Origin of the sequence: Cellvibrio mixtus subsp. mixtus J3-8, assembly GCF_000766945.1 — a bacterium.
GTDB classification, from domain to species: Bacteria; Pseudomonadota; Gammaproteobacteria; order Pseudomonadales; family Cellvibrionaceae; genus Cellvibrio; species Cellvibrio mixtus_A.
Genome location: NZ_ALBT01000078.1, coordinates 45,178 through 71,154 on the forward strand (window position 1 = coordinate 45,178; position 25,977 = coordinate 71,154).

At 46.5% G+C, this 25,977-nt stretch carries 23 protein-coding genes and 1 pseudogene; 14 read left to right on the forward strand and 10 right to left on the reverse strand.

Annotated elements, in window-relative coordinates; translation table 11 throughout:
- Positions 1-40 precede the first annotated feature (40 nt).
- The gene (locus tag A596_RS04165; RefSeq protein ID WP_200882861.1) at positions 41-1,018 is read left to right on the forward strand and encodes a TIGR03885 family FMN-dependent LLM class oxidoreductase; all 978 of its coding nucleotides are present in this window, start codon (positions 41-43) and stop codon (positions 1,016-1,018) included.
- Between the two features lie 46 nt (positions 1,019-1,064).
- Here the strand turns inward: A596_RS04165 and A596_RS04170 are convergent, their stop codons facing one another.
- Positions 1,065-1,547 (reverse strand): hemerythrin domain-containing protein, encoded by a 483-nt coding sequence (locus A596_RS04170; protein ID WP_039912858.1) that lies wholly within the window; start codon positions 1,545-1,547, stop codon positions 1,065-1,067.
- 517 nt (positions 1,548-2,064) lie between these two features.
- Between A596_RS04170 and A596_RS04175 the strand changes: the two genes are divergently transcribed.
- From A596_RS04175 to dapA, 9 genes are all read left to right on the forward strand, one after another.
- Positions 2,065-3,285, forward strand: a complete 1,221-nt coding sequence (locus A596_RS04175; RefSeq protein ID WP_039912859.1) for a zinc-dependent alcohol dehydrogenase — start codon at positions 2,065-2,067, stop codon at positions 3,283-3,285.
- A 93-nt stretch (positions 3,286-3,378) separates the two neighbouring features.
- Positions 3,379-4,095, forward strand: a complete 717-nt coding sequence (locus tag A596_RS04180) for a DUF72 domain-containing protein (RefSeq protein ID WP_052417218.1) — start codon at positions 3,379-3,381, stop codon at positions 4,093-4,095.
- Positions 4,096-4,311: 216 nt separating this feature from the next.
- Positions 4,312-5,430, forward strand: coding sequence for a zinc-dependent alcohol dehydrogenase (locus A596_RS04185; RefSeq protein ID WP_459542204.1), 1,119 nt, complete (start codon positions 4,312-4,314; stop codon positions 5,428-5,430).
- Positions 5,431-5,695: 265 nt separating this feature from the next.
- On the forward strand, positions 5,696-6,340 hold the full coding sequence (locus A596_RS04190) for a DUF6766 family protein (RefSeq protein ID WP_039912864.1): 645 nt from the start codon (positions 5,696-5,698) through the stop codon (positions 6,338-6,340).
- A 68-nt stretch (positions 6,341-6,408) separates the two neighbouring features.
- Positions 6,409-8,817 (forward strand): catalase, encoded by a 2,409-nt coding sequence (locus A596_RS04195; protein ID WP_039912865.1) that lies wholly within the window; start codon positions 6,409-6,411, stop codon positions 8,815-8,817.
- Between the two features lie 335 nt (positions 8,818-9,152).
- Positions 9,153-10,079: an iron-containing redox enzyme family protein gene (locus A596_RS04200; RefSeq protein WP_039912866.1), complete on the forward strand. Its 927-nt coding sequence runs from the start codon at positions 9,153-9,155 to the stop codon at positions 10,077-10,079.
- Positions 10,080-10,124: 45 nt separating this feature from the next.
- The gene (locus tag A596_RS04205; protein WP_039912894.1) at positions 10,125-11,105 is read left to right on the forward strand and encodes a methyltransferase; all 981 of its coding nucleotides are present in this window, start codon (positions 10,125-10,127) and stop codon (positions 11,103-11,105) included.
- A gap of 163 nt (positions 11,106-11,268) precedes the next feature.
- A complete protein-coding gene (locus tag A596_RS04210; protein ID WP_039912867.1) occupies positions 11,269-11,658 on the forward strand; it encodes a hypothetical protein in 390 nt (129 codons plus the stop codon).
- A gap of 14 nt (positions 11,659-11,672) precedes the next feature.
- On the forward strand, positions 11,673-12,572 hold the full coding sequence (gene dapA / locus A596_RS04215) for a 4-hydroxy-tetrahydrodipicolinate synthase (protein ID WP_039912868.1): 900 nt from the start codon (positions 11,673-11,675) through the stop codon (positions 12,570-12,572).
- On the opposite strand, the gene A596_RS04220 is transcribed toward dapA, so the two are convergent.
- The 9 genes from A596_RS04220 to A596_RS04260 all read right to left on the reverse strand — a co-directional run bounded on the left by A596_RS04220 (position 12,542) and on the right by A596_RS04260 (position 23,216).
- On the reverse strand, positions 12,542-12,895 hold the full coding sequence (locus A596_RS04220; RefSeq protein ID WP_039912869.1) for a CorA family divalent cation transporter: 354 nt from the start codon (positions 12,893-12,895) through the stop codon (positions 12,542-12,544). The genes dapA and A596_RS04220 overlap by 31 nt on opposite strands.
- 21 nt (positions 12,896-12,916) lie before the next feature.
- Positions 12,917-13,657 (reverse strand): TorF family putative porin, encoded by a 741-nt coding sequence (locus A596_RS04225; RefSeq protein ID WP_039912870.1) that lies wholly within the window; start codon positions 13,655-13,657, stop codon positions 12,917-12,919.
- A 120-nt stretch (positions 13,658-13,777) separates the two neighbouring features.
- A complete protein-coding gene (kdpE, locus tag A596_RS04230) occupies positions 13,778-14,476 on the reverse strand; it encodes a two-component system response regulator KdpE (RefSeq protein ID WP_039912871.1) in 699 nt (232 codons plus the stop codon).
- Positions 14,477-14,485: 9 nt separating this feature from the next.
- A complete protein-coding gene (gene kdpD / locus A596_RS04235; RefSeq protein WP_039912872.1) occupies positions 14,486-17,182 on the reverse strand; it encodes a two-component system sensor histidine kinase KdpD in 2,697 nt (898 codons plus the stop codon).
- 30 nt (positions 17,183-17,212) lie between these two features.
- Positions 17,213-17,785, reverse strand: a complete 573-nt coding sequence (gene kdpC / locus A596_RS04240) for a potassium-transporting ATPase subunit KdpC (RefSeq protein WP_052417219.1) — start codon at positions 17,783-17,785, stop codon at positions 17,213-17,215.
- Between the two features lie 8 nt (positions 17,786-17,793).
- Positions 17,794-19,920, reverse strand: coding sequence for a potassium-transporting ATPase subunit KdpB (gene kdpB, locus A596_RS04245; protein ID WP_235425615.1), 2,127 nt, complete (start codon positions 19,918-19,920; stop codon positions 17,794-17,796).
- A gap of 61 nt (positions 19,921-19,981) precedes the next feature.
- Complete coding sequence (gene kdpA / locus A596_RS04250; RefSeq protein ID WP_039912874.1) at positions 19,982-21,793, reverse strand: potassium-transporting ATPase subunit KdpA; 1,812 nt, start codon at positions 21,791-21,793, stop codon at positions 19,982-19,984.
- Complete coding sequence (locus A596_RS23325) at positions 21,793-22,002, reverse strand: hypothetical protein (RefSeq protein WP_039912876.1); 210 nt, start codon at positions 22,000-22,002, stop codon at positions 21,793-21,795. The genes kdpA and A596_RS23325 overlap by 1 nt, the downstream gene beginning before the upstream one ends.
- Before the next feature lie 374 nt (positions 22,003-22,376).
- Positions 22,377-23,216 carry a LysR family transcriptional regulator gene (locus tag A596_RS04260; protein WP_039912878.1) on the reverse strand — a complete coding sequence of 280 codons (840 nt, stop codon included), beginning with the start codon at positions 23,214-23,216 and terminating at the stop codon, positions 22,377-22,379.
- A 117-nt stretch (positions 23,217-23,333) separates the two neighbouring features.
- Here A596_RS04260 and A596_RS04265 point away from each other — a divergent pair, with 117 nt between their 5' ends.
- From A596_RS04265 to A596_RS22570, 4 genes and pseudogenes are all read left to right on the forward strand, one after another.
- Complete coding sequence (locus A596_RS04265; protein WP_039912879.1) at positions 23,334-23,660, forward strand: DsrE family protein; 327 nt, start codon at positions 23,334-23,336, stop codon at positions 23,658-23,660.
- Between the two features lie 19 nt (positions 23,661-23,679).
- Positions 23,680-24,666, forward strand: coding sequence for an NAD(P)H-dependent flavin oxidoreductase (locus A596_RS04270; protein ID WP_052417220.1), 987 nt, complete (start codon positions 23,680-23,682; stop codon positions 24,664-24,666).
- A gap of 285 nt (positions 24,667-24,951) precedes the next feature.
- A complete protein-coding gene (azu, locus tag A596_RS04280) occupies positions 24,952-25,401 on the forward strand; it encodes an azurin (protein ID WP_039912881.1) in 450 nt (149 codons plus the stop codon).
- A gap of 307 nt (positions 25,402-25,708) precedes the next feature.
- Positions 25,709-25,906 (forward strand): annotated as a pseudogene (locus A596_RS22570) (IS5/IS1182 family transposase); the annotation flags it as partial.
- Positions 25,907-25,977: the final 71 nt, after the last annotated feature.

Consider the following 25,977-nt stretch of genomic DNA (forward strand, 5'->3'; position numbering starts at 1 on the left):
TCATCTGTTTTTTTACGGAAGGCAGCATAACGACTTATACATGACTATGAAATTAATTTCCTATCAAGCATCTCACGAACAATTTTCTCCCAGCGATTTGCTGAGGTTTATTAAATTGGCCGAACAGGCAGGTTTCACATCTTGCCATTCCTCCGACCATTTTCATCCGTGGAGTGCGCGCCAGGGCCATAGTGGCCATGTTTATAGTTGGCTTGGCGCCGCGTTGGAGGCAACACGATTTCCGGTTTATTTTATTACCACGCCCGGGCAACGTTATCACCCGGCAGTGGTCGCGCAGGCGATTGCAACGCTTGAGGAAATGTATCCCGGTAGACTGGGAGTATCCCTCGGTAGCGGAGAAGCATTGAACGAGCACATAACCGGTGCGCCATGGCCAGAAAAAACTCTTCGCAATGAACGGTTGCGGGAATGTGCCACGGTTATTCGTAATTTACTTAAGGGCGACAAAGTAAATCATTGGGGTTTGGTAAACGTTCATGAAGCAAAACTTTATACACTTCCAAAAAGAATCCCGCCATTGAATTGTGCTGCCCTCTCACAGGAAACGGCGAAATGGGCAGCAAGCTGGGCTGATGGGCTGTTAACAATTCATCGTCCATCGCCGCAGCTGCAAGCAATCATACAAGCGTTCAGGAGCAATGGTGGTGAAGGAAAACCTATCCATGTTAAATTAACCTTCGCTTATGATCGTGATTTATCCATCGCAAAAGAACACGCGTTTGATCAATGGCGAACCAACTGCCTGGACACTCGTCTGCTTGCTACGATTCAAACGGTTGAGGAATTTGATGCAGCGAGCGAACAATGCACTCTGGAAACGATATTACGACATATACCGGTAAGCTCACAGCCCGCCGATTTTATCCATATCATCAAAGAAATTTTCGCGCTCGGTGTTGATCATGTAATCCTGCACAATGTCGGTAAAAACCAGGAATTATTTATTGAGGATTTTGCAATACATGTACTGCCGTCGTTAAAGCAGGATTGCACCTGACCAACAATGTTAAATAAAAAGGGACTTTCGTCCCTTTTTTGAAACACTACTCTAATGCAGCCTTCAGCTCTTCTTTGCGAGCCTCCAGTTGCGCGCCCAGCTCAATTAAATCGAGCCGGGATTCCTTAACTTTCGGGAAGATCTCATTTTGCTCTTCCTTAACATGGTGCTTAACATACTCGGACAATACCTTCACTTTAGCGTCGTATAGCTCGCTACCCGGTTCCTCGCTTTGTATTTGCGCGATCAGGTACTTTAACGTTTCATGCTCAACCTTCGCTTCAGGTACTAAAGATTTATCTTTTAGTACTTTTTGGACCGCAGGATAAAAGATCTCCTCTTCAATCTGCGCATGGATGGTCAACTCCTGGCATATTTCCAGTGCGAGCGCTTGTTTCTTGTCAGCGGAACGAGTCGACTCGAATTTTTCAAACAGATCATTAACCAGCTTATGGTCTGCACGCAATAAACGCGTAGCTTCCTGGGCTTTACCGGCAAGTGGAATAACTTTCTTGGCTGAATTGGGCATAATGCTTTCTCCAAAATTTGAAACACGGTGAAAATAAAAATTATGCGTACGAAAAATTCATTAATTTTTATACCATCATTAAAAATGCAATATGGATACCAATCCCTCTATTTTGACACCGATGACAACGTTCCTGGCAATATCAAACGTGATTATTAACTTCACAAAAATTTTTATAGCGTGATTTTGAAGTATTTACATGAAGGTGATGAATATTTTTCTACTGAAACCAATCCCGGGATAGAGAAATAATACGAACAATTAAACCGGTAAAAATTTTTAGCTGACTTGTACAATTAATTTTTATTTAAATATTTTGCAATTTATTCAACACTCACGTAAATAAATTGCATCCATGTCATTGAAACTATCATTTCTTTACTAATTTCGCGCCAAAACAGCTCCATATGACGCCAAACCTGAAACCGGTATTCAATTTGCATTAAGAGAGGCTCCCCTGCATGCGAGAGAAAATTACTCTCGTGCCCTTTTCTTCCGTTAAATAGGGAGACATTCGATGAAAGCTATAGTATTCCATGATATTGGCGATATACGCCTCGAAGATGTACCTGAACCTAAAATTGAACAACCTACCGATGCTATTGTGCGAATCACTACATCCGCAATATGCGGAACCGATTTACATTTTGTGCGTGGCACCCTGGGTGGAATGAAAAAAGGAATCATCCTCGGCCATGAAGCGGTGGGAATTGTTGAAGCCCTCGGTGATGATGTCAGAAACCTTCAAATCGGGGATCGCGTAGTAGTGCCCTCCACTATCGCCTGCGGTAATTGTTCGTATTGCCGCGCTGGCTACTACGCCCAGTGTGACAATTCAAATCCCCATGGAAAATCCTCAGGCACTGCATTTTTTAGCGGACCTGAAAATAGCGGATCGTTTAATGGATTGCAGGCGGAAAAAGCGCGTATTCCATTCGCACATATTGGTTTAATTAAATTGCCAATTGAGATTACCGATGATCAAGCAATTTTACTTTCCGATATTTTCCCCACCGGTTATTTCGGCGCTGAAATGGCTGAGATTACACCCGGTGACACGGTTGCGGTATTTGGTTGCGGTCCGGTAGGTCAATTTGCGATTGCCAGTGCAAAACTTATGGGCGCATCACGCGTCTTTGCCATTGATAAACACAAAGATCGCCTTACCATGGCGCAGGCACAAGGTGCGGAAGTTATTAATTTTGAACAGGAAGATCCCGTTAGCACATTGCAACGTATGACCAACGGTATCGGTGTTGACCGTGCGATTGATGCTGTTGGTGTTGATGCAGAACATTCGCATCATCATGGCAAGGATAAGGAAACCAAAGAAAAAATTAAAAAATTTGAACAAGAAGTAAAGGAACTTGCACCGGTCACTGCACCGGATGGGAAAAACTGGATTCCCGGTGATGGCCCAAGCCAGGCATTACACTGGGCTGTTAATGCGCTTGCAAAAGCAGGAACATTATCAATTATCGGGGTGTATTCTGAAAAGTCCGACGTATTTCCAATTGGCCTTGCAATGAATAAAAACCTGACGATCAACATGGGCAATTGCCACCATCGCAAATATATCCCCACACTGATTGAGCTGGTTGTCAGCGGAAGAATTGATCCCAGTAAAATCTTAACCAATGTTGAACCCATCGCGAATGCAATAGAGGCATTTAAGGCATTTGACAGACGTGATAACGGTTGGATAAAAGTGGAACTGCGGGCGCAAGAGGCTGAATAATATGCCAATGAAGCTGACCCATAACGTGAACGGGATTAACGACACCCGTCTAACGTGGACTTGGTTTTGATATACATCGGCACTAGCGGGATAGTGTTGCCCGGCAATAAAGAAAATTTTCCGGATGAATTCAAATCGGGGACGCGATTGCAATATTACAGCACCCTATTCAATTCGTTGGAAATAAACAGTTCATTCTATAAAACACCACAGCCGCAAACATTTTCAAAATGGGAACATGAAGTTAACAACGACTTCAGGTTCACCGTTAAAATGTCACGCGATATTACGCACAGCAAGAAACTTGATTTCCATCCTGAAGACCTTGAAAAATTTATGGATGCTGCACGTCATATAGAGAGTAAAAAAGGAGCGTTGCTTATTCAATTCCCGGCCAGTATTACTGCGGATTATTGTTTTAAAATTGAAGATTTAATCAAGCAGACGCAATCATTACAAGGAGCATCAAAATGGGATATTGCAATTGAGGTTAGGCATAACAGCTGGCATAACATGGCTACCTACAACATGCTTACCCGACATGGAGCATCGATGGTTTTTCACGATATGCCAACGTCAAAAACGCCATTAGACCAGTCCGCAACAAACATTATTTACATCCGCTTTCACGGGGCCGCCGGCGACTACAAGGGAAGTTACCGCATTGACGATATGGAAAAATATATCGAATTAATAATCCATTCTTACAAAATCGGAAAGACCATATTCGTATATTTTAACAATATTATTGGAAATGCCTACGAAAACGCTTTATCGCTGCAACATTACATTCGTGAACATATTGGATAAATGCAGCATCAGTTAAATACCTGTCTTTAACTCATCAAAGATTTAAATAATGTCTCCTAACGCCTGCTCCATATCGAACTACAGTTGATATGGAATGTCCCTTTTAAATGCAGCGAAAAACCGGCCGTGAGCCGAGCCATCTTCATTTAAATTCCAAAGGGGAAATCTATGCGTGCATTAACTTATCACGGTAGTCACGATGTACGGGTTGATACCATGCCTGATCCAAAAATTCAGGAGCCAGACGACATCATTTTAAAAGTTACAGCAACAGCCATTTGCGGATCGGATTTGCATCTTTATCGCGGGAAAATTCCCAATACCGAGGAAGGTGATATTTTTGGCCATGAATTTATGGGAATTGTTGAAGATACGGGAGCCAATGTTACTGCTGTCAACAAAGGTGATCGCGTTGTGATTCCTTTTGTTATCGCTTGTGGTAGCTGTTTCTTTTGTTCACTCAATTTGCATTCCGCGTGTGAAACGACAAATACCGGACGAGGTGCGATCTTAAATAAAAAGCAAATTCCTCCAGGCGCAGCGCTTTTCGGCTTTAGTCATTTATACGGAGGAATTCCCGGTGGGCAGGCTGAATATGTGCGGGTACCAAAAGCCAACATTGGCCCATTTAAGATTCCGGAAGGCCTTGATGATGAAAAGGTACTTTTCCTATCTGACATTTTGCCAACAGGATATCAAGCGGTAGTGAATGCGGGAGTAACGACAGGAAGCACACTGGTTATTTATGGCGCTGGGCCGGTCGGCCTTATGGCTGCCGCTTGCGCTCGACTTTTGGGTGCTACGCAAATTTTTATGGTGGACCACCACCAATATCGATTAGATTTTGCGGCAAAAACCTACGGTGTTATCCCTGTTAACTTTGATGAGGTTGATGATCCTGCGGAAGCAATTATCGAGCACACAGCGGGGCATCGAGGTGTTGATGCGGTCATAGATGCAGTGGGTTTTGAAGCTAAAGGCAGCAAAATAGAAACGGTACTCACCAATTTAAAAATGGAAGGCAGCAGCGGCGCCGCGCTAAGACAATGTATTGCCGCCGTGCGACGCGGGGGAATTATTAGCGTTCCAGGAGTCTATGCCGGTTTTATCCACGGATTTCTATTTGGCGATATTTTTGAAAAAGGATTGGCAATTCGCACCGGACAAACCCATGTACAAGCACACCTTCCCAATCTTATTGAACACATTCTTCGCGGTGAGTTGCATCCTGACATTATTATTTCACATCGCCTAAGCCTCGAAGAAGCTGCGGACGGTTATCGAATTTTCGATAAGAAGGAAGATGATTGTAGAAAGGTGATACTTCGCCCTTAAAAAAAATATCTCATCAACCAGCGTAAATTTTCCATCGGGAAGTCATGCCTCCACAGGCATGACTGTTAGCAAATACGTAATCAATTGCAATAGCCCTGTAAAATTTTCATGGATTTTTACTTTTAAAAATTACACAGCACTTAATAATGTCGTCTCTTTCAAATAATTGTCACTAGCATCATCCGATATACCTCATTTGCCAGTAATTAATAATTGGCTCATTTCTTGAAGTAATTTCTCCACCTTAATTTTTTAAGAAATCACTATGAAACATTCTTTTTTTAAAAGAAATGGACTTTTAATTGTGTTTCTAACATTTACCTTACTAGCACTTGCGGGGCAAAGTTATACCGGGTGGCAGGTTCATAATGAAGAGAGAATTGAGCAGGGATTTCCTACTTATGATTTCAGCCAATATTTAACATCTGGCCATTTTCTCCAAACTACTTTTGAAAATTGGGAGAGCGAATTCTTACAAATGGGAATGTATGTGGTGATGACAGTATTTTTGTTTCAACAAGGTTCAGCAGAATCCAAAAGCCTTGATGAGCCTGAAGAGGTCGATAGAACACCGCAACCCCATAAGGATGCTCCCTGGCCAGTCAAACAGGGAGGGATAATATTAACAATTTATCAAAATTCGTTAAGCCTTGTTTTCATCCTCCTATTTGTATCTTCATTTCTATTGCACGCCCACGGGACGATGCTGCAAATAAATGAAGACGATGGAAAAACGCTAACCCTGTTTGAAGTTATGGCTGAGCAACGATTTTGGTTTGAATCATTCCAGAATTGGCAAAGTGAGTTTCTATCTGTTGCTGCTATTGTCTTCTTTTCTATTTACCTGCGCCAAAGAGGTTCACCCGAATCAAAACCGGTAGATGCTCCCCATGGGGAGACCGGCGGTTAGCCACCTTATCGTTTACAAAACTGGTCTTTCTTAAACTTCATAAATTATTTTGCTGCGGAGAGAAAATCATGACAAAAAAAGATAACGACACAACAGGCGGTGCTGGCGGTGTACTCACCAGCGTATCGGGAGCATCCTCCACCAAACTTCCCGACAACCTGGGTTTGGAGACAGAAGTTTCCGAAGCATTGATTGAAAAAGTATCCGGCCAACAAGCGCTGGCACAACAGATACCAGCGAATCCTAATAAATCCGGAGAATATGGTGATGAAGCGCGTTGCCCAATGATGGGTTATACACAAGAACCTCCCTCACTTGCAGCGACTGCCAGTACCTCATCAGAATTAATTGCTTCTGAAAAAGTTGGCGACGGAAAAATTGAGCCCGGCATAAATGCTACGATTGATTCGCTGGACCGCGTGCGAGTGGACAGTGGCAACCAGGTGCTTACGACCAACCAGGGCGTTCCGGTTGCCAACAATCAACATTCATTAAAGCTCGGCTTGCGCGGCCCTACATTACTTGAAGATTTTATTTTGCGTGAAAAAATTACGCATTTCGATCATGAACGAATTCCTGAGCGCGTAGTGCATGCACGCGGCTCTGCTGCGCACGGTTATTTTGAAGCCTATAAAGATCTTGGCGATGTAACAATGGCCGCTCCATTTCGCGAGGCAGGTAAGCGCACGCCGGTTTTTGTACGCTTCTCTACCGTTGCAGGTGAACGCGGCTCGACGGACACAGCACGTGATGTGCGCGGGTTTGCAGTCAAGTTTTATACAGAGGATGGCAATTGGGATTTGGTGGGAAATAACATCCCTGTATTTTTTATCCAGGATGCAATGAAATTTCCGGATTTGGTCCACGCGGTAAAACCGGAACCACATCATGCCATGCCGCAAGCATCGAGCGCCCATGACACCTTTTGGGACTTCGTATCCTTGATGCCTGAATCCGCGCATATGTTGTTGTGGCAAATGTCTGACCGGGCTATTCCCCGCTCCTACCGGACAATGCAAGGATTTGGTGTTCATACGTTTCGCCTCGTGAATGAGGATGGCATCGCAGTTTTTTGCAAATTCCATTGGACACCACTGGCAGGCGCGCATTCGCTCGTATGGGATGAGGCAGTAAAAATCAGCGGCGCTGATCCCGATTTCCATCGCCGCGATTTATGGGAGGCAATTGAGGCGGGTGCATTTCCGGAGTGGGAATTAGGATTGCAAATTTTTACTGAGGAAGAAGCACAAACATTCCCCTTCGATATTCTGGACCCGACAAAAATCGTTCCCGAAGAATTGGTTCCGCTGACTCCGGTGGGAAAATTGGTGTTAAACCGTAATCCGGATAATTTTTTCGCTGAAACCGAACAAGTTGCATTCTGTACCGCACATATAATTCCCGGTATTGATTTCTCCAATGATCCATTATTACAAGGCAGGATTCATTCTTACGTTGATACTCAACTAACGCGCCTTGGAGGTCCAAATTTTCATGAGATCCCAATCAACGCACCCATTGCGCAGGTTCATAACAATCAGCGGGATGGGTTTCATCGGCAGGCGATACATCGCGGCCGCGTAAATTACGAACCAAATTCGCTAGGGGGTGGCTGCCCATTCCAGGCTGGTGCGACAGGTTTCCGCAGTTTCCCCGAACACATAACGGAAGATAAAGTTCGCGGTAACCCGGTGTTATTTGCAGACCATTATTCGCAAGCACGGTTGTTTTGGCAGAGCCAATCCCCGGCCGAGCAAGCACACATTATTGCTGCATTTCGCTTCGAATTATCGCGTGTGCAAATAGTAGGGATTCGTCAACGCGTGCTCGCATTGTTGGCAAATGTGGATGCTGTATTAGCGCAAAACGTAGCGCAAGGTTTGGGGCTGGAATTGCCACCGCCGCTACCCCTGGCAACCGACCTGCCTGCGCCTGAATATGCCCCCTCTCCCGCGTTATCCTTACTTTCATATCCGGGCAAAACCGGCATTCAAACCCGCCGCGTTGCAATTCTTGTGGCTCAGGGTGTGAATACTGTATCCACGCGATTTATTTATACCGCATTGTTGACCAAGGGCGCTGTGCCGCGATTTGTTTCAACGCGTCTTGGTTCAATATCGAGCGATACCGGTGAAGCACTGGAGGTGGATATTTCATTAGAAGCCGGGCCATCCGTATTGTATGACGGCGTAGTCATTCCAGATGGTGACGGGTCTGTGACCAAATTGTTACGTGATGCCCATGCGCTCGATTTTGTGCGAGAACAATATCGCCATTGCAAACCCATATTGACCGTTGGCGACGGAGTTAATTTGTTGCTAAACGCCGATATACCGCTAACCCTGCCCAGCGGCGAACCTGATGGTGCAGTAATCGAAGCGGAAACAGGTGGAATACCGGATGCATTAGTGCTATTTGAACAAAAATTGGCAGGACATCGTGAATTTTTGCGCGAGACTGAACCACCAATTGTTTAGCGAATACCTCATCCGGAAAAACGTTCGTAGCTTATGGCTACGAACGTTTTGTATTTTCCGCCTCGAAAATATAATGTGAACTATTGTGTAACTCAAATAGTGAAACATTATCCTGACAACCAATAATCCATTCATTTCAACGATAGAAGCGATGAATTACCGCCACAATAATTTTTAAAATTTCAGGAAGAAATAATAAAAATTCATATATTAATTATGCGTGAACTTTAACCAGCTGCTGCGCTCAGATTATCACTACCTACTTATTAATAAGCCCGAACGAATGAAAGCCTGAAAAGCTCTTAATCGAAATAAGGCGAGGAATAGGAGGAACTATGTTTCTGTCCAGTGTTGGAATCGAACCGCAAAAATTTCATACCAAACTTGCTAATTTCAATAGATTACGTACAGCAATTGGTATTCCTTCCGCTGATTGGGAAGCAGCTGAAAGGGATAGCCTGAACATGCGCATTTTGGAAGGCAGGTTTTTAGAAGGACTGCGCACTTCCATTGCTCCATTGACAACAGATGCCCCACAGAATCCGGATCATTTTATTACCTGGTTTGAGTCCTTGCAGGAATGGGGACCAGGTCAATATCATCCATTATTTGATTGGTTAGCCAATCGCGCTTCGGCAGATCAACTGAAATGGTTTCTCACACAAGAAGCTGCAGGCGAAGCAGGCTTTGAGGATCTCGTTGCCTATACCCAGGTTAAATTACCTGCGCAAGTCAAACTCGAATGCGCTCGTAATTATTGGGACGAAATGGGGCGCGGCAAATATAAAGCAATGCACGGGCCTCTGCTGGAATCGATGGTAAAAGAATTGGGCCTGACCCCCACCATCGACACTACAGTGTGGGAATCGCTCGCACTCGCAAACACTATGCTTGGATTAGCTACGTCGCGCCGGCATACCTATCATTCATTGGGAGCATTGGGAGTCATTGAACTGACAGCACCATGGCGGGCAGCAAAAGTATCGCTCGCGATGCAGCGGCTTAATTTTCCAAGGAGGTCGCGACGCTATTTTGATTTGCATGCAAAAATTGATGTTCTCCATGCACGTGAATGGATCAATGAAATCATAAAGCCGCTCATTTCTGCAAATCCTGGTTGCGCAATTTTTATTGCTGAAGGTGCGCTCATGCGTTTGCGTTGTGGCGAACTTTGTTTCGATAGATACAGCAAAGAAATGAAGATCGATTTACTCCATAATCTCAATGCACGGACCCTGCCCGCCGAGTCACTCTATGCATGACCATCAGCGTGAATCCGTGCAATGCCCAGGTTGGATGAAATCCATATGCAAAAAAATAATACAGATCACCAACAAATTTTATTATTGCAGGAATTGCTTCGTACAGTTGCGTTACAAGGATATAGGTTTATTACAGTTACACCGGTGACACATCAGCGTTTTTTTGCAAATTCGAATGGTATTGCCAAAAATATGCGCGATATTTTTGGTTGGAACCTGCTGTTTAAAAGTAACCTGCTCCCGCCCCTGATATTCGAATTGATGTCGCAAGCAGATCTCTTGATCACCCTCGATGGGTATTGCCAAAGTAAAATCCGGATATCTTCATTAAACGATGATTTGTTTTTGCACTCTCGCTTTCCGACGGACGATGTACGCTCTGTTTTCTTCGGTCCGGATACCTATCGATTTGCCCGTTTCATCCAACAATCCCTTAAAGTTTTACAATTTGAACCAGGATTTTCGCCACATAGCCCATTACGAATATTGGACGTAGGCTGTGGCAGTGGCGCCGGGGGAATCGCAGCGATTCGCGCCATACAAAACCAACATCAATATTTATTAACATTAAATGATTTAAATCCCGTAGCGTTAGACTATGCCACTGCTTGCGCACAGGTAGCTGCTATAAATGCGACTCTGCTACCCGGTGATTTTTTTAACGTTCAGCACATGCAATTCGACTTGATCCTGTGCAACCCACCTTACATTCACGACCCGGCGGCGCGCCTCTATCGCGATGGCGGTTCGCTCTTTGGATTGGAACTCAGCGTGCGAATTGCAAAACACGCACTTGCCCTGCTATCACCTGGTGGTCGTTTACTTCTATACACCGGGGTTGCTATGACCAGTGATGAAAAAAACCCGCTCCTTGCCGAATTAATTCCACATTTTTCCAGTGGAAAATTTCGTTGGTGTTATGAAGAAATTGACCCCGATATTTTTAGTGAAGAAATTGAAAAACCCGGATACCAGGGAGTCAACCGTATTGCCGCAGTAGGTTTGACTATCGAGCGGATGCGATAAATTAAGGCTCTGAATTAAACGCCCTGCAATAATCCAACCTATTCAAATGCAAGGATGCATTAGGACATTAATCCAAATTTTATTAATTATCCCCGTATTTTTATAACGTTTTTATACACAACACATTACCTTTAACGGGTGGCAATAACCCAATAGGTAATTTATGGAAACCTCACGATCAAGCAGTAATTATCCAACTCGTACAAAACGATCTTACTGGTTGGAAAACACCTCGGTAATTCACAAGGCATCAAATAAAACCTCTGCATCACTTTTCCTGGCTACGCATACGCTGGACCAAAAATCACCCGCCATTGATTCATTATTCGAAGTACGAATCACCATCGATACTGACCATATTGCTGATCTGCGCCAGGTAGCGAGCGAAACCTGTGGCAGGCAAATGGATTCATTTTTGATAGAGCCCACCAAAAAGCCTTCACAAAAATTAATTCGTTTGCGTTGTGTTGGTAAAGCGGTAATTACCCAACTCATGGTTGCCGTCATCGCGAAGCTGGAGTCTGCTGAATTTGGTCGCGTCTGTCGGGTATAGGCCAGGTGAACCTTATGAATTCATTTGAAGGTATTTGGGTACCACTGGTCACGCCGTTCAAACATGGAAAAATTGATGTAAACGCAGTACAGGAATTGGCAAATTATTTGGTTTATTCCGGTGTGCAAGGATTGGTTATTGGTGGCACTACTGGTGAAGGTTGTGCGCTGGATAAAAATGAGCAGCAGTTGTTATTAGCCGCTGTGCATGAGGCCGTTGGCAATTATTGTCCATTGCTATTCGGCTTGAGCGGGATTAACACGCGCGAATTTGTGGATAAGGTAAAGCGCTTGAAGCCGGATTTACTGAGTGGTTTTTTGGTATCAACACCCGCGTATATTCGTCCATCGCAAGAAGGCCTGCGCTTGCATTTTTCGGCAATTGCCGCCGCCACCGAACTACCGCTGGTGTTATACAACGTTCCGGCGCGCACCGGCGTTAATATGAATGTCGATACTGTTATTGAGCTTGCACAGAGCCGGCAATTTGCTGCTATAAAAGAATGCAGCGAGCAAACCCGCGATTTAGTCGCGCGTACGCGCATGCCTGTTTTATGCGGCAATGATGAAACCTTGTTAAACGATCTGTGTTTGGGCGCGAGTGGTGCCATATCCGCCGCTGCACATATTCGCCCGGATTTATTTGTGCATTTGTACAAACTGGTTAGCGCTGGGCATATTAACCAGGCTCATCGTTTGTTCGAGCAATTACTGCCGATGATTACATTATTATTTTCCGAACCCAACCCGGCTCCGGTAAAAGCGGCACTCGCTGTACAAGGTTTTATAACGGATTCACTGCGCTCGCCAATGACCTGTATGTCAGCGTTGGGCAAGGCCGCGTTATTCAAGGAAGTGGAGCGCGTAATGAATATTGTGGCAGGCTACAACCAGCCTGCTTTTTTGAATCGATAAAATAAATAACTACAGACAACTGTGATGGCGGCGACTTCACCGATGGACAGTTGCCCACCCGCCACATCAATTAATGGTAAGACAGCGAAAAGACTTTCACCATATTCCTCTATTTTGGGTGACTGATGGCCGTTGATAACATCCGCAACAGCCAATTCATGCAAACCAAAAACGGATTGCAATTGCGTTAATTCATCTATAGGAGAATCACGCAATGCAACCCACACAAAATGATCTGGCAGGCGGAGGTAATCACCCGGTTTTTCCATCGCAATATCGCCCGGTTTTTCACCCCGGCAATACACCATGCAATTCACCAGCATAATTAACCTCCGCAATGACGATTAAAAAATTTTGCTGAGTGTTACCACTACCGCATCTTTACCCAGGAATTTTCCATTGGCAGGTGATGCATAGGCAGCTTCATCCGCATTGGTGCCTATTGCCGCAAGCGCCAGTGTGCAAATACCAAAATCCCTGGTCACACCAACTTTCCAATCGTCATAGCTGGCGATGGAATTGTTTTCTACTTTCTGGTGACCGGCATGCAAATTGAGTATGAAATTATTACCCAGTGAAATAGTTGCGCCCAGATCGATATAGCCGCTGTTTTCACTGTCAACAAAACCAAATAAATTGGTTACCGCATGGGAGTATTTCAGGTACGCAACACCGTAACTCAATTGCCCATACACTTCGGTGGTATCCGCGTTATCAAAACCGGCAACTTCGTCCATGTCGTTATTGGGATAAACATAGGTGAGCACACCCACATCATAGGAAAATGATTCCGTAATATTTCCGCGTTTGCCCGCATAAATATCGAGTTCAACATTGGCATCGCCACCAGCATCGTCAATCCATTTAATACTCGATGCCCAGGCTCCCACATAAAAACCGTTATCGCTGTGGGTGTAATCCACACCACCCTGGATGGCGGGATCGAGGCGCGTTTGGGAAATGCCGCGATAGCGATAATCGGATGTGACCGCCGCGTTAAAAGCCAGGTTATCCGTTTGTGCCAATGCCGGCAGGCTGGTGCTGGCAACCATTGAAGCAAGCAGTGAAAGCATCATTTTTTTCATGGACTAACTCCTCAATAAATCGACATGAATTGTCGATGGTAAAAACGTCGGGCAATAGGAATCCTGACCGGGCAACATGAAGCAATCCGGGTGGGAAATTGATCGACGGGTTAAATCAAATCAAACGGGAATCAGCAGGCGATAGCCCACCGCTGTCTCCGTTAGCAGGAAGCGCGGTTGCGCGGGAATATCCTCCAGCTTTTGCCGCAAATGCCCCATATACACGCGCAGATATTGGCTACTTTCAGAGTGGGATGGCCCCCAGACTTCGCGCAGCAATTGCGGGTTGGTCACTACCTTGCCGGCGTTGGCGATGAGTACACCTAACAAACGGTATTCAATCGGTGTGAGGTGAACGGGCTGCCCCGCTTTGGTGATGACCCGTGCTTGCAAATCTACATTTACATCGCCGAATTGAATATTGCTGCTATTGCTATTTACAGGCTGGCGAATACGGCGGAGTGTGGAGCGCACCCGCGCCAGCAATTCACCAACACCAAAAGGTTTGCTCAGGTAATCATCGGCGCCCGCGTCCAACGCACGAATTTTGTCGGCTTCGTTGCTGCGCGCCGAGAGCACAATAATCGGTACTGGCGACCAGTTGCGCACATCCGCAATAAAATCCACACCATCACCATCCGGCAAACCGAGGTCCAGGATGATCAAATCCGGCTTGCGGGTACCGGCATCTATCAACCCGCGTTTTACATTTTCAGCTTCAAATACCTGCCAGCCTTCTTCTTCCAATGCACTGCGCACAAAGCGCCGGATTTGTGGCTCGTCTTCCACCAGTAGCGCGGTGACCGTGGGTTCTGTCATAGAAATACCTTACTCATTAATGTCGTCCGGCAATGCGGGCGGCGTGCCCAACGGAAGCGAAAATACTATAGCAGCACCGCCTTCGGGCGCTTTACCCGCACGGATTTTTCCACCGTGTGCTTGCACAATGGCTTTGCAAATCGCCAACCCCAATCCCACACCGGGCGTGGTGGATTCTTTTTCGCCGCGCGTGAATTTTTCAAACAGGCTATCTTCCTTGCCGCTGGGAAGTCCGGGGCCATTATCGCGCACACTGATATCGAGCATATGGCCATTGACTTCTGCCACGATAACGATGTGCGCACCCGGCGGCGTGTATTTGGTTGCGTTCTCCAACAAATTGCACAACACGCGTTCAATCAACACCGAATCGATTTGGATCAACGGCAAATCCGCTGCAATTGTTGTTTTTACGGAATGCTGGCCGAGAAACGCGGTACTCGCATGCAATGCACTGCCAACAACTTCTTCCAACGGTTGCCATTCGAGATTCAGTTTTACTTCACCACTTTGGATACGCGCCATATCGAGCAGGTTCACCACCAGGTTGCTCATGCGTAAGGCTTCATTGTGCAATGCCCGGGCGACAGATAATTGCGCAGCGGGCAGCGTTGGTTTTGCGCGCGTAAGTGATTCCGATAACCCCACCAGCGATGTCAGCGGCGTGCGCAAATCGTGCGACAGTGCAGCGAGCAATGAATTGCGCAAACGCTCCGATTCAATTCCCACCAACGCCTTCTGCGCCACTTCAATGTAGTGAACACGTTCCAGTGCGATAGCGGCAAGCGCAGCAAAGGTATCCAGTTGCTGGCGCTGTTCGGGAATTAAAATCCAGCGGCGTCCTTCAGGCTGGAGCACTAACACGCCGCGGGTACGCATGGGTGCAATTAATGGCAAATAAAAGAAATCGCTAGTCGGTAAGGTGTCTGTACCAATCCCGGCGGGAGTGGCGCGATCAAAAGACCACTGCGCAATGGCGATATCCAGCGCATCGGAAACTTGCCCGGTTGGCGGTTGCAAGCGGCCTTCGTTATCCGGCAACAGCAATAATACTTTTGCGCGAAAGGTTCGCTCCAGGTGGCTGCGTGTAGTTTCAAAAATTTGTTCTGTCGCCAATACACCCGATAATGCACGTGCAAATTCATACAGCGCACGTGAGCGCGATTCGCGATGCATAGATACCCGCGCTTGAAAGCGCAACCCCGCGGTTAATTGGCCGATGACCAACCCGACAATCAGCATCACAGCAAAGGTAATTAAATATTGGACATCACTGACGGCAAATGAAAAACGTGGAGGCACAAAAAAGAAATCAAACGCGATCACGCTGATAATTGCCGATACCACTGCCGGGCCGCGACCAAATCGAACAGCAACCAATACGACCGTCAGTAAAAACAGCATGACAATGTTGGCAAGATCCAGCCAATGAATTAACGGCGTTGTCACCACTGCAGTTAACAAACTTGCGCCACTTGCCCACAGATAATGCCAGCGCGATCCGTAAACTATTTTTTCTTGCGAAGTTTCGCGCAAGGGACCAAATTGTTCGCCCTCACCCTGACCGATTTCAATCAAATCCATAGCAGGTGCGAAACGGCTGATGCGCTTACTGTGTGGCGTTAGCCAGGGCCAGGTTCTATGACCGCGACCAACCACAATTTTCGATAAATTTTTAGTGCGGGCGTAATGCACAATTTCCTGTGCAATATCGCTACCGGTAAGAATTGCCGTAGTCGCTCCCAATTCTTCCGCCAGTTTTACTGTTTTCAGAATTCGCTCGCGTTGTGACGAAGGCAAACGTTGCAGTTGCGGTGTCTCTACGTAAACCAAAAACCAATCGGTGTTCAATTGGTTAGCTAACCGCGCGCACGAACGCACTATGTGTTCAGCGCCCGCGCGTGGGCCAATGCATGCAAGCAAAGCGGCATCGGTTTTCCAAACTTTGCTGATGGATTGTTCGATGCGATAAACCTGCACATCGTTTTCCACACGATCTGCGGTGCGCCGCAAGGCCAATTCGCGCAGCGCAATTAAATTGCCTTTACGAAAAAAATTGCGCGCAGCGCGTTCTGCCTGTGTGGCTTTATACACTTTTCCGGCGTTGAGCCGCGCCAGCAGTTCATCCGCAGGCACATCCACCAATACCACTTCATCGGCGTTATCGAACACACGGTCAGGCAAGGTTTCGGACACCCGGATGCTGGTAATGCCACCGACGACATCATTCAAACTTTCCAGATGTTGCACATTCAAGGTAGTGAATACATCGATACCGGCATCGAGCAATTCTTCAACATCTTGCCAGCGTTTGGGGTGGCGCGAACCCGGTGCATTGGAGTGAGCCAGCTCGTCGATGAGGATCAGCGGCGGTTTGCGCTCCAACGCCGCATCAATATCAAACTCCGCCAGCGACTTGCCCCGATACTCAACCTGTTTACGCGGTAAAACCTCCAGGCCGTCAAGCATTGCCTGGGTATCGGCGCGGCCATGGGTTTCCACTACGCCGACCAGTACTGACTTCCCCTCATTGACTAATTTGCGCGCGGCGCTGAGCATGGCGCAGGTTTTTCCTACACCCGCCGAGGCACCAAAATAAATACGCAACTTGCCGCGTGCAGCGCGTTGTTCACGCGCCTGCATTTGTGCCAGTAATGCATCGGGGTCCGGGCGTTCGCGCGGTGATTCAAAATCGGTTGGATACATAATCAATAGTCAGATTGCGCCTACGCCAGCTTAGTTTTTCAATTCGTCCAACGCCAGATTCAGCGCTAACACATTCACGCGCGGCTCTCCCAAAAAACCTAACCAGGGTTGCTGCTGGTGAGCCTCGATCAACTGCTGCACACGGCTTTCATCAAGCTCACGCGCGCGGGCAATACGATGGATTTGGTAGTGCGCTGCCGCGAGGCTGATGTCCGGGTCAAGGCCACTGGCGGATGCGGTAACCAGATCAACCGGTATTGGCAATGTATTGCCCGGATCAACCGCACGCAATGTTTCAATCCGGCGGGTAACTGCATCAATCAATGCCGGGTTCAACGGCCCCTGGTTGGAGCCGCTGGAGGCACCGGCATTATTCGCCATTGGGCCGGTAGCCGAAGGACGCCCCCAAAAATAGTGGGGCGATGTAAAGGATTGACCAATCAATGCAGAACCAACCACCTTGCCATCGCGATTTACCAAACTGCCTTGCGACTGATTGGAAAATGCGAGCTGGCCGACACCGGTAATCAAATAGGGATAAACACCACCACAGAGTAACGTCAGCAGAAAAAATAGCGCCAGGGTTGGACGTAATACACTCATAAAAACTCCTATACCAGATTCAGGGCAGTCAGGATCAGGTCGATCAACTTAATGCCGACAAAAGGCACCAGGATTCCACCCAAACCGTAGATCAACAAATTGCGGCGCAATAATATTGCCGCACCGAGCGGGCGATACTTCACACCTTTGAGTGCCAGCGGGATAAGCACCACAATAATCAACGCATTGAAAATCACCGCCGACATAATGGCCGACGTCGGGCTGGTTAAATTCATGATATCCAGCGCTTTCAATTGCGGATAAGTTGCGACAAATGCAGCGGGGATAATCGCGAAATATTTCGCAATGTCATTGGCGATAGAAAACGTGGTAAGCGAGCCGCGCGTCATCAGCAGTTGTTTACCGATCTCCACAATCTCCAGCAGCTTGGTGGGATTGGAATCCAGGTCCACCATATTGCCCGCCTCTTTCGCAGCCTGGGTACCTGAATTCATCGCAACCGCCACGTCAGCTTGCGCGAGCGCCGGCGCATCGTTGGTGCCATCACCGGTCATGGCGACCAGGCGACCACCAGCCTGATAGTGACGAATCAACTTCAACTTGTCTTCCGGTGTCGCCTCTGCAAGAAAATCGTCCACACCCGCTTCCGCTGCAATTGCAGCGGCGGTGAGTTTGTTATCGCCCGTGATCATCACCGTTTTAATGCCCATATGGCGCAATTCAGCAAAGCGTTCCTTGATGCCGCCTTTCACAATATCTTTCAATTCAACGGTGCCCATTACCGTGCCGTCATCAACCACCACCAACGGGGTACCACCACGGCGAGCGATATCCTGCACTACCTGACTAACCTCATCCGGAAACGGACGCCCAAGCGATTCCACAAAACGCTTCATGGTTTCCGCCGCACCTTTACGCACAGCTCGGTTGCCAATATCAATCCCGCTCATGCGCGTTTGCGCCGTAAAGGGAACAAAGCTGGCATTGAGCGATGCCATTTCGCGCGCGCGAATATTAAATTTTTGTTTGGCCAATACCGCAATGCTACGACCTTCCGGCGTTTCATCTGCTAAGGATGCAAGCTGTGCAGCATCGGCCAGTTGCGCTTCAGTCACATGCGGGGCAGGAATAAAATCTGCTGCCTGACGGTTGCCGAGTGTGATGGTGCCGGTCTTATCGAGTAAAAGCACATCCACATCACCCGCCGCTTCCACCGCGCGACCTGACGTGGCGATAACATTTGCTTGCATCATGCGACTCATACCCGCCACACCAATTGCCGATAACAATCCACCGATGGTGGTTGGAATCAGACACACGAGTAAAGCAATCAACACAGTAATGGAAACAGGTTCACCGCTACCGGCCACTTCCACCGCGAACAGTGACATCGGCAACAGCGTTACAGTTACCACCAGAAATACAATCGTCAATGCAACCAACAAAATAGTCAGTGCAATTTCATTCGGCGTTTTCTGGCGTTTTGCGCCTTCCACCATTGATATCATGCGATCAATAAATGCCTCGCCAGGATTGACGCTCACGCGGATGACTAACCAATCCGATAACACGCGCGTACCGCCGGTGACCGAAGAAAAATCGCCGCCCGATTCGCGAATCACCGGAGCCGATTCACCGGTAATTGCACTTTCATCCACCGAGGCAACACCTTCGATAACTTCTGCATCGACAGGAATTACATCCCCCGCCTCTACCAGCAGCACCATACCTTTACGCAAATCAGCTACCGGGCATGGCTCCCAGGTAGAGCCGTGTTTGGGTGTCGCTAATTTTTTAGCAAACAGATTTTGCTTTAACACGCGCAAGGATGCGGCTTGTGCTTTGCTGCGCCCCTCTGCTAGTGACTCTGCAAAATTGGCAAACAAAACGGTGAACCATAACGCCATGCTGATTACGAAAATAAATCCCGCGTTAGCCCAATGCTCATTCAGTAATGCATGGAGAAATAATGCACTGGTAAGAAACGAGCCAACGTAAACCACAAACATCACCGGATTGCGCAATTGCACTCGCGGATCAAGTTTTTTATACGCATCCGCAATGGCGGGTGCAACCATAGTGGGATCAAACAAACTCAAATTTTTTGAAGCCATTTTTTCTGGCAACACATTTTCTGAAGACACATTTTCTGAAGACACATTTTCTGAAGACATAATGCTATTCCTCGCCTGACAACTTATCGCCCAACAGATAACCCATGACCTGATACATAAATCAGGGCGCAACCAATAGCTGCAAATGTTCAACAATGGGGCCGAGTGCCAATGCGGGCACGTAATTCAAAACCCCAACCAGCAGAACAACACCTATTAACATAGTGATAAATAATCCACCGTGAGTCGGCATGGTTCCGGCTGATACCGGTGCCGGAATTTTTCCGGCAAGCGAACCGGCGATAGCAAGTAATGGAACAATCACCGCAAAGCGACCAAACCACATCGCGATTGCGAGCATGGTGTTGTAGAAGGGTGTGTTCGCCGAGATACCTGCGAATGCGCTGCCGTTGTTATTAGCCGCGGAAGTAAATGCGTAAAGAATTTCCGAAAACCCGTGTGCACCGGGGTTGGCAACACTGCTGGTACCTGCGCTCACCGATACTGCAATGGCGGTGCCCAGCAATACCAGAGTCGGTGTTACCAGAATCACGATGGAGGTCATTTTCATTTCATAAGCCTGGATTTTTTTGCCCAGGTATTCCGGTGTGCGACCAATCATCAAACCGGAAATAAATACCGCGAGAATGGCAAACACCAACATTCCATAAAGTCCGGAACCAACACCACCAAAAACCACTTCACCCAATTGCATCAATACCAGCGGAACCATTCCACCTAACGGCATAAATGAATCGTGCATCGCATTGACGGCACCGCAAGACGCAGCGGTAGTCACTGCCGCAAATAAAGCGGATGCGCTGATACCAAAGCGGGTTTCCTTGCCTTCCATGTTGCCACCGGATTGCAATTGGCTCGCTTGTTGATCCACACCCAGTTGTTGCAGGCCCGGATGCGCTTGTTGTTCAGCACCCATTACCACCAGCGTCATAATTACAAAAATAATCGTCATCGCGCCCAGTACAGCCCAGCCTTGGCGAATGTCCCCCACCATGCGACCAAACGCAAAACACAATGCGGTGGGGATCAGAAAAATCGCGAGCATTTCAATTAAATTACTCAGCGGCGTGGGATTTTCAAAAGGATGCGCAGAATTCGCATTAAAGAATCCGCCACCATTGGTGCCCAACATTTTTATCGCCTCTTGCGAAGCAACCGGGCCCATCGCAAGTGTTTGGGTAGTGGTTGTTATTGCTTCCATGACCGGCTCACCCTGCGCATCCAGAACTTTTTCACCCTTGGCATTGGTTTGGGTTTGCGAATAAGTGACGGGATCAAGCAGGGCCACTTCCTTGTAAGCGGAGAAATTCTGGATAACGCCCTGCGCCATCAAAATCACTGCGAATAAAATCGATAAAGGCAACAACACATACAGTGTTGAACGCGTGATATCCACCCAGAAATTGCCTATTGCGGTTGATTGGCCACGAGAGGAAAACCCGCGAATCAATGCGTATACCACCGCAATACCGGTCGCCGCCGAAAAGAAATTCTGGCAAGTCAGGGCTAACATTTGCGTGAGATAACTCATGGTGGTTTCACCGGCATAACCTTGCCAGTTAGTGTTAGCCACAAAACTCACTGCAGTGTTAAACGCAGAATCCGGTGCAACATTTCCAAATGCTTGCGGATTCAATGGTAGCCAAACTTGCCAGCGCTGGATCGCGTACACAAACAACGCACCAAATGCGTTAAACACCAACAACGAAAGCGCATAGGTTTTCCAATTCATATCCGCCGTTGCTTTGGGCCCAGCCAGGCGATAAAACACACGTTCAAAAAAAGCGACGCCCCCCAATCCGCGAATTGTTCCCGGCGCGCCCACTTGCGCCAGGTAAGTTCCCAGTGGATAAGCCAGCACCAATAAACTCAATAAAAACACTATTAATAAAACAATCGCCTGCGTTGTCATTACAGCTTCTCCGCATTCACTAAAGCGGCAATCAGGTAAACCAGCAAAAATACCGCTACCCCCGCACCGATCACATAAAACATGTTCATGCCCTTTCCCCCAAGTTCCTGCAACCTGCCACCAACGCGCAGCTCAGCAGTAGAAAAATCACCAATACACCACCAAAAACCAAGTCCATCACGCACCTCAAATGAGTTTGCAGTTGTCATTGGCTAGCTTATGGAAAGGCCTATAAAGATGTTGTAGAGACTAACGGGAAGGGTATAAAGAAAGTATAAAAATGGGGAAAATAGCCATGGCTATTTTATTGTAATAGTGAACCGATTTGGATTGCTTCAGTATCGGAAACGCTCCGCTTTGCAGTCACACACCGCCGATGTTTGGTAACTCAATCAAGCAATCACCCACACCAAAATTCTTCTTGGCAAACTTGAATTCTTCGGTAAATCGCTTGCCTGACGCATCAGTATTGACCGAGCGGGAATGCTGTTTCAATCAAGGTAGTATTCAAGAAACTCAAAACAGCGCTTAAATAAAATCTGTATATGTGAGAGGCCGATGACAGTAACAAAAGCTTGCCATATCAACGCCAGACAACATTCTGGCGTGCTGTCACTCTTAAACTATCCAGTGCTTGATGCACGGCATCGGAAGTGTCGCTATCCCGATACACTGCAAAAATGGGATAAGTAAATTCAGGGGCATTAGGAACCAAATATAATTTCTTTTCTTCAATATAACGCTGAACAACACGCGCTCGAAAATATCCGGTGCCTGAATGTTGGAGGAGATATTCCAGTGCTAGCAAACCGAAATCAATAGACAACTCCGCCCTACGCCTACCCGGAAATGCGGAATCATGTTGCTTCTCGTAAGCGGGTCCCCAATCGACATAAATATAAGGGTCGGGTAAAGCCGCTGACACCATTACTAATTTTTCTTCCAATAGCTGTTCAATTTTCAAGCCCGGAAGATATTCCGGACGATACACTACAGTGATATCCAAAACTCCACGATGAACCAGATCAATCAGATGACTAGCCTCACCCGTAGCAACCTGAATCGCTGATGCATCCTGTGTGGAGCGTAAATTCACTACCCAATTCAACAACAGGGGGCTCCACAGAGCAAGCTCACCACCCACCGCAACCGCAGTTGCTTTGGCCTCTGGTAAAGGAACATCAAATTTGGCGTTTTCCCACAACTGTACAATTTGGGTCGCATAACTCACAAAGCGTTCACCTTCCGGTGTTAATGACGCTCCCGCACGATTACGAATAAATAACTGGCACTCCAACTGCGACTCAAGGCTTTTAACGCGCGCAGTCACAGCTGTCTGCGTCAAGTGCAAACGCTCAGCTGTAGCAATCAAGCTACCAGAACGGACTATATCCAAAAAAGTTTTTGCGAGATCGATATCCATTATTTAATACCAAAGTTTTTGATATTAAAGTCCATTTAAATTCATTATTCAATTAGTTTTCGATCCCATAAGATGAAACCAATGGCGCTATCAACAATATACGCTTAGGGGAAACTGGTGTTACGTTACTTTTTTGTGAACAGGCAAAACCCATTTACCGACAATCTTTTACAGGGCTATTTTCCCAAGATTATTAATCTTTCACAGCAAGGCAATTCTGTTTCAATATTCTTGCTTTTGGATGGCGTTACTCTCGCCATCAAAACGGCCCAACGCTCTTGTTTTGACGAGCTACTAACAAAACCCATTACGATTTACGCCGATGCACATTCATTAGCACAACGCGGAATCATCACGTCTGAATTAAAACCTAATATCCAAACCACTGAATTAAACACCATTATTCATGCAACATTGAATGGTGACGAAGTGATTTGGGTTTGAGTGTTTACGGCTGAAAATTATGTATCACCCTGCACTGTATACACCTATTACCGATATTCTGGGATGTCAATTTCCCATCCTATGCGCAGGCATGGGGGGCGTTGCACGATATCAATTAGCAGCATCGGTTAGTAATGCAGGTGGGTTTGGCTGTATTGGCATGGTACGGGAACAACCGGAATTCATTCGCAAAGAAGTGAATCTATATCGCTCGATCAGCAATAAACCTTTTGCTATCAATTTAATTCCAGCAGCAACAGAAGCTCGATTATTAGCAATGCAAATTGCTGAATGTATTGCACTGAAAATTAACTACATGGTGTTTTTTTGGGATGTTGATAAAGAAATCGTTAAACAATGCCGCGACAACGGTATACAGGTCATCTACCAGGTAGGCTCCAAACGTGATGCAGTACTTGCGCTGGAAGCCGGTGTAGATGCATTAATTGTTCAAGGCGTGGAGGCAGGAGGACATGTACGTGGTGAAACCTCTCTATTTGGTTTGTTACCAGAAATTTGTGCATTCAGCTCTGTGCCAATTATTGCATCTGGTGGTATCACTACTGGCGAGGGGATGGTGGCCGCTTTTGCGTTAGGTGCACAAGCAATTAGCTGTGGTACTCTTTTTTTAGCAACGGAAGAGTCAAACGCACATTATTTTCATAAAGAAAAAATTGTTGCTGCCGAAGCGAGCAATACCGTCCTCTGTTACAACTTCTACAGAAATTGGCCAATGCCTGCGGCAGTCCGCGTATTAAAGAACGATATTACAGAAAGTATTAATCACCCCTATAAATCGCACCTTAATAATCCCATCGGCGAACAAGATGGAGCTCCTATCTACCCTTTTTCAACAGATTCACCGCTAGATGGCGCAGTGGGTGATATCGCTTCGATGGCACTTTATTGTGGACAGGGATGCGGTAGTGTTAAGCATATAAAAACCGCTGCAACAGTGATAAATGATTTGATGCAAGAAGCTGATCGTTATTTAAACCGTTTCTAATTTATTTAAGGTTTGATTATGAAACCGCAGCACTTATTGACTTCAGCCCACTGGACAATGGCAATCACATTTTCGTTATCAATCTTGATTGTATATTTAGCCTATGGCACCAATATGCATTTAGCAATATCCACCCAAGTCATCTTGCACGTTGGCCTTATTATTTTTCCTGCCCTCTTCAAAGTAAGCTACATCATCCGCTTAACTGCGCTAAAGCAGCTAGGTCGACCTGTCAATTAATAATTTTTTTAATGTAAGTGTTTAATCTTAATTGGAGATCACACTATGAAAATGAAATACCTTGCGTTACCGTTATTATCAGCACTGGCAAATATCGCATTGGCCGATGATTGCAGTATAACCGTTACCTCTAATGACGCCATGCAGTTTGATACCAAATCAATCAGCGTTAACAGCTCATGTAAAGAATTTACGGTAAACCTGAAACATGCGGGAAAGCTTCCAAAAAATGTCATGGGACATAATTGGGTATTGAGCAAAACGGATGATAAACAGGGAATTACCGCAGATGGAATGGCTGCTGGGATAGACGCTAATTATCTTAAAAAAGGCGATACTCGGGTAATTGCATTTACGCCGATTATTGGTGGAGGCGAAAGTGCATCAGTCACGTTTGCTGTGAGCAAATTGAAAGCTGGTGATGCTTACACTTTTTTCTGTTCATATCCAGGCCATAACGCCATTATGCAAGGAAACCTGACCGTAATCCCCTAAAAATATTTAGCTACATATGGAGATACTGTTGATATGTATCTCCATACGCCGACTCACAAATTATTCAACTATGCGATGGTAGTTGATTCACCTTATTTAGCTACCCGCTGTTTTTTCTGGTGGTGGTTGAAATTTAAGACCCCTGTTTCTCGGACTCCTACCCAACGCCAGGACACAACTACTTTTAGGTGCCGCTCTCCATTCTTCACTTACAAAAAAAGCTCAATACGAAGGATCGCTTTCTGCACGCAGACAACCTTCAAGTTATCTTCTACAAATTTAGAGTCCATTACGTCGCATGCAATATTCCGATGAAAAACAAGTATCACTTACCGATCCGGATGCCCGGTCCATGAAAATAAGCGGAGCTGGAATAGTCGGTTACAATGTTCAAGCTGCCGTAGATAGTGAACATCACCTAATAATTGCGCATGAAGTTACCAACAATGGTAGCGATAGAAGCCAGCTGCATTCTATGGCAGTAAAAGCACGAAATGAAATAGGGAAGAAAAAGATATAAGTGAAGTGGACTTCCCAGGCTTCGTTAGACACTTTCAAGCCTCTGAAAATACGCCT

Coding starts and splice junctions, on each gene's coding strand:
- A596_RS04165 (WP_200882861.1), top strand. CDS start 41: ATGACTATGAAATTAATTTCCTATCAAGCATCTCACGAACAATTTTCT.
- A596_RS04170 (WP_039912858.1), bottom strand. CDS start 1,547: ATGCCCAATTCAGCCAAGAAAGTTATTCCACTTGCCGGTAAAGCCCAG.
- A596_RS04175 (WP_039912859.1), top strand. CDS start 2,065: ATGAAAGCTATAGTATTCCATGATATTGGCGATATACGCCTCGAAGAT.
- A596_RS04185 (WP_459542204.1), top strand. CDS start 4,312: ATGCCTGATCCAAAAATTCAGGAGCCAGACGACATCATTTTAAAAGTT.
- A596_RS04190 (WP_039912864.1), top strand. CDS start 5,696: ATGAAACATTCTTTTTTTAAAAGAAATGGACTTTTAATTGTGTTTCTA.
- A596_RS04195 (WP_039912865.1), top strand. CDS start 6,409: ATGACAAAAAAAGATAACGACACAACAGGCGGTGCTGGCGGTGTACTC.
- A596_RS04200 (WP_039912866.1), top strand. CDS start 9,153: ATGTTTCTGTCCAGTGTTGGAATCGAACCGCAAAAATTTCATACCAAA.
- A596_RS04205 (WP_039912894.1), top strand. CDS start 10,125: ATGCAAAAAAATAATACAGATCACCAACAAATTTTATTATTGCAGGAA.
- A596_RS04210 (WP_039912867.1), top strand. CDS start 11,269: ATGGAAACCTCACGATCAAGCAGTAATTATCCAACTCGTACAAAACGA.
- dapA (WP_039912868.1), top strand. CDS start 11,673: ATGAATTCATTTGAAGGTATTTGGGTACCACTGGTCACGCCGTTCAAA.
- A596_RS04220 (WP_039912869.1), bottom strand. CDS start 12,895: ATGCTGGTGAATTGCATGGTGTATTGCCGGGGTGAAAAACCGGGCGAT.
- A596_RS04225 (WP_039912870.1), bottom strand. CDS start 13,657: ATGAAAAAAATGATGCTTTCACTGCTTGCTTCAATGGTTGCCAGCACC.
- kdpE (WP_039912871.1), bottom strand. CDS start 14,476: ATGACAGAACCCACGGTCACCGCGCTACTGGTGGAAGACGAGCCACAA.
- kdpD (WP_039912872.1), bottom strand. CDS start 17,182: ATGTATCCAACCGATTTTGAATCACCGCGCGAACGCCCGGACCCCGAT.
- kdpC (WP_052417219.1), bottom strand. CDS start 17,785: ATGAGTGTATTACGTCCAACCCTGGCGCTATTTTTTCTGCTGACGTTA.
- kdpB (WP_235425615.1), bottom strand. CDS start 19,920: ATGTCTTCAGAAAATGTGTCTTCAGAAAATGTGTCTTCAGAAAATGTG.
- kdpA (WP_039912874.1), bottom strand. CDS start 21,793: ATGACAACGCAGGCGATTGTTTTATTAATAGTGTTTTTATTGAGTTTA.
- A596_RS23325 (WP_039912876.1), bottom strand. CDS start 22,002: ATGACAACTGCAAACTCATTTGAGGTGCGTGATGGACTTGGTTTTTGG.
- A596_RS04260 (WP_039912878.1), bottom strand. CDS start 23,216: ATGGATATCGATCTCGCAAAAACTTTTTTGGATATAGTCCGTTCTGGT.
- A596_RS04270 (WP_052417220.1), top strand. CDS start 23,680: ATGTATCACCCTGCACTGTATACACCTATTACCGATATTCTGGGATGT.
- azu (WP_039912881.1), top strand. CDS start 24,952: ATGAAAATGAAATACCTTGCGTTACCGTTATTATCAGCACTGGCAAAT.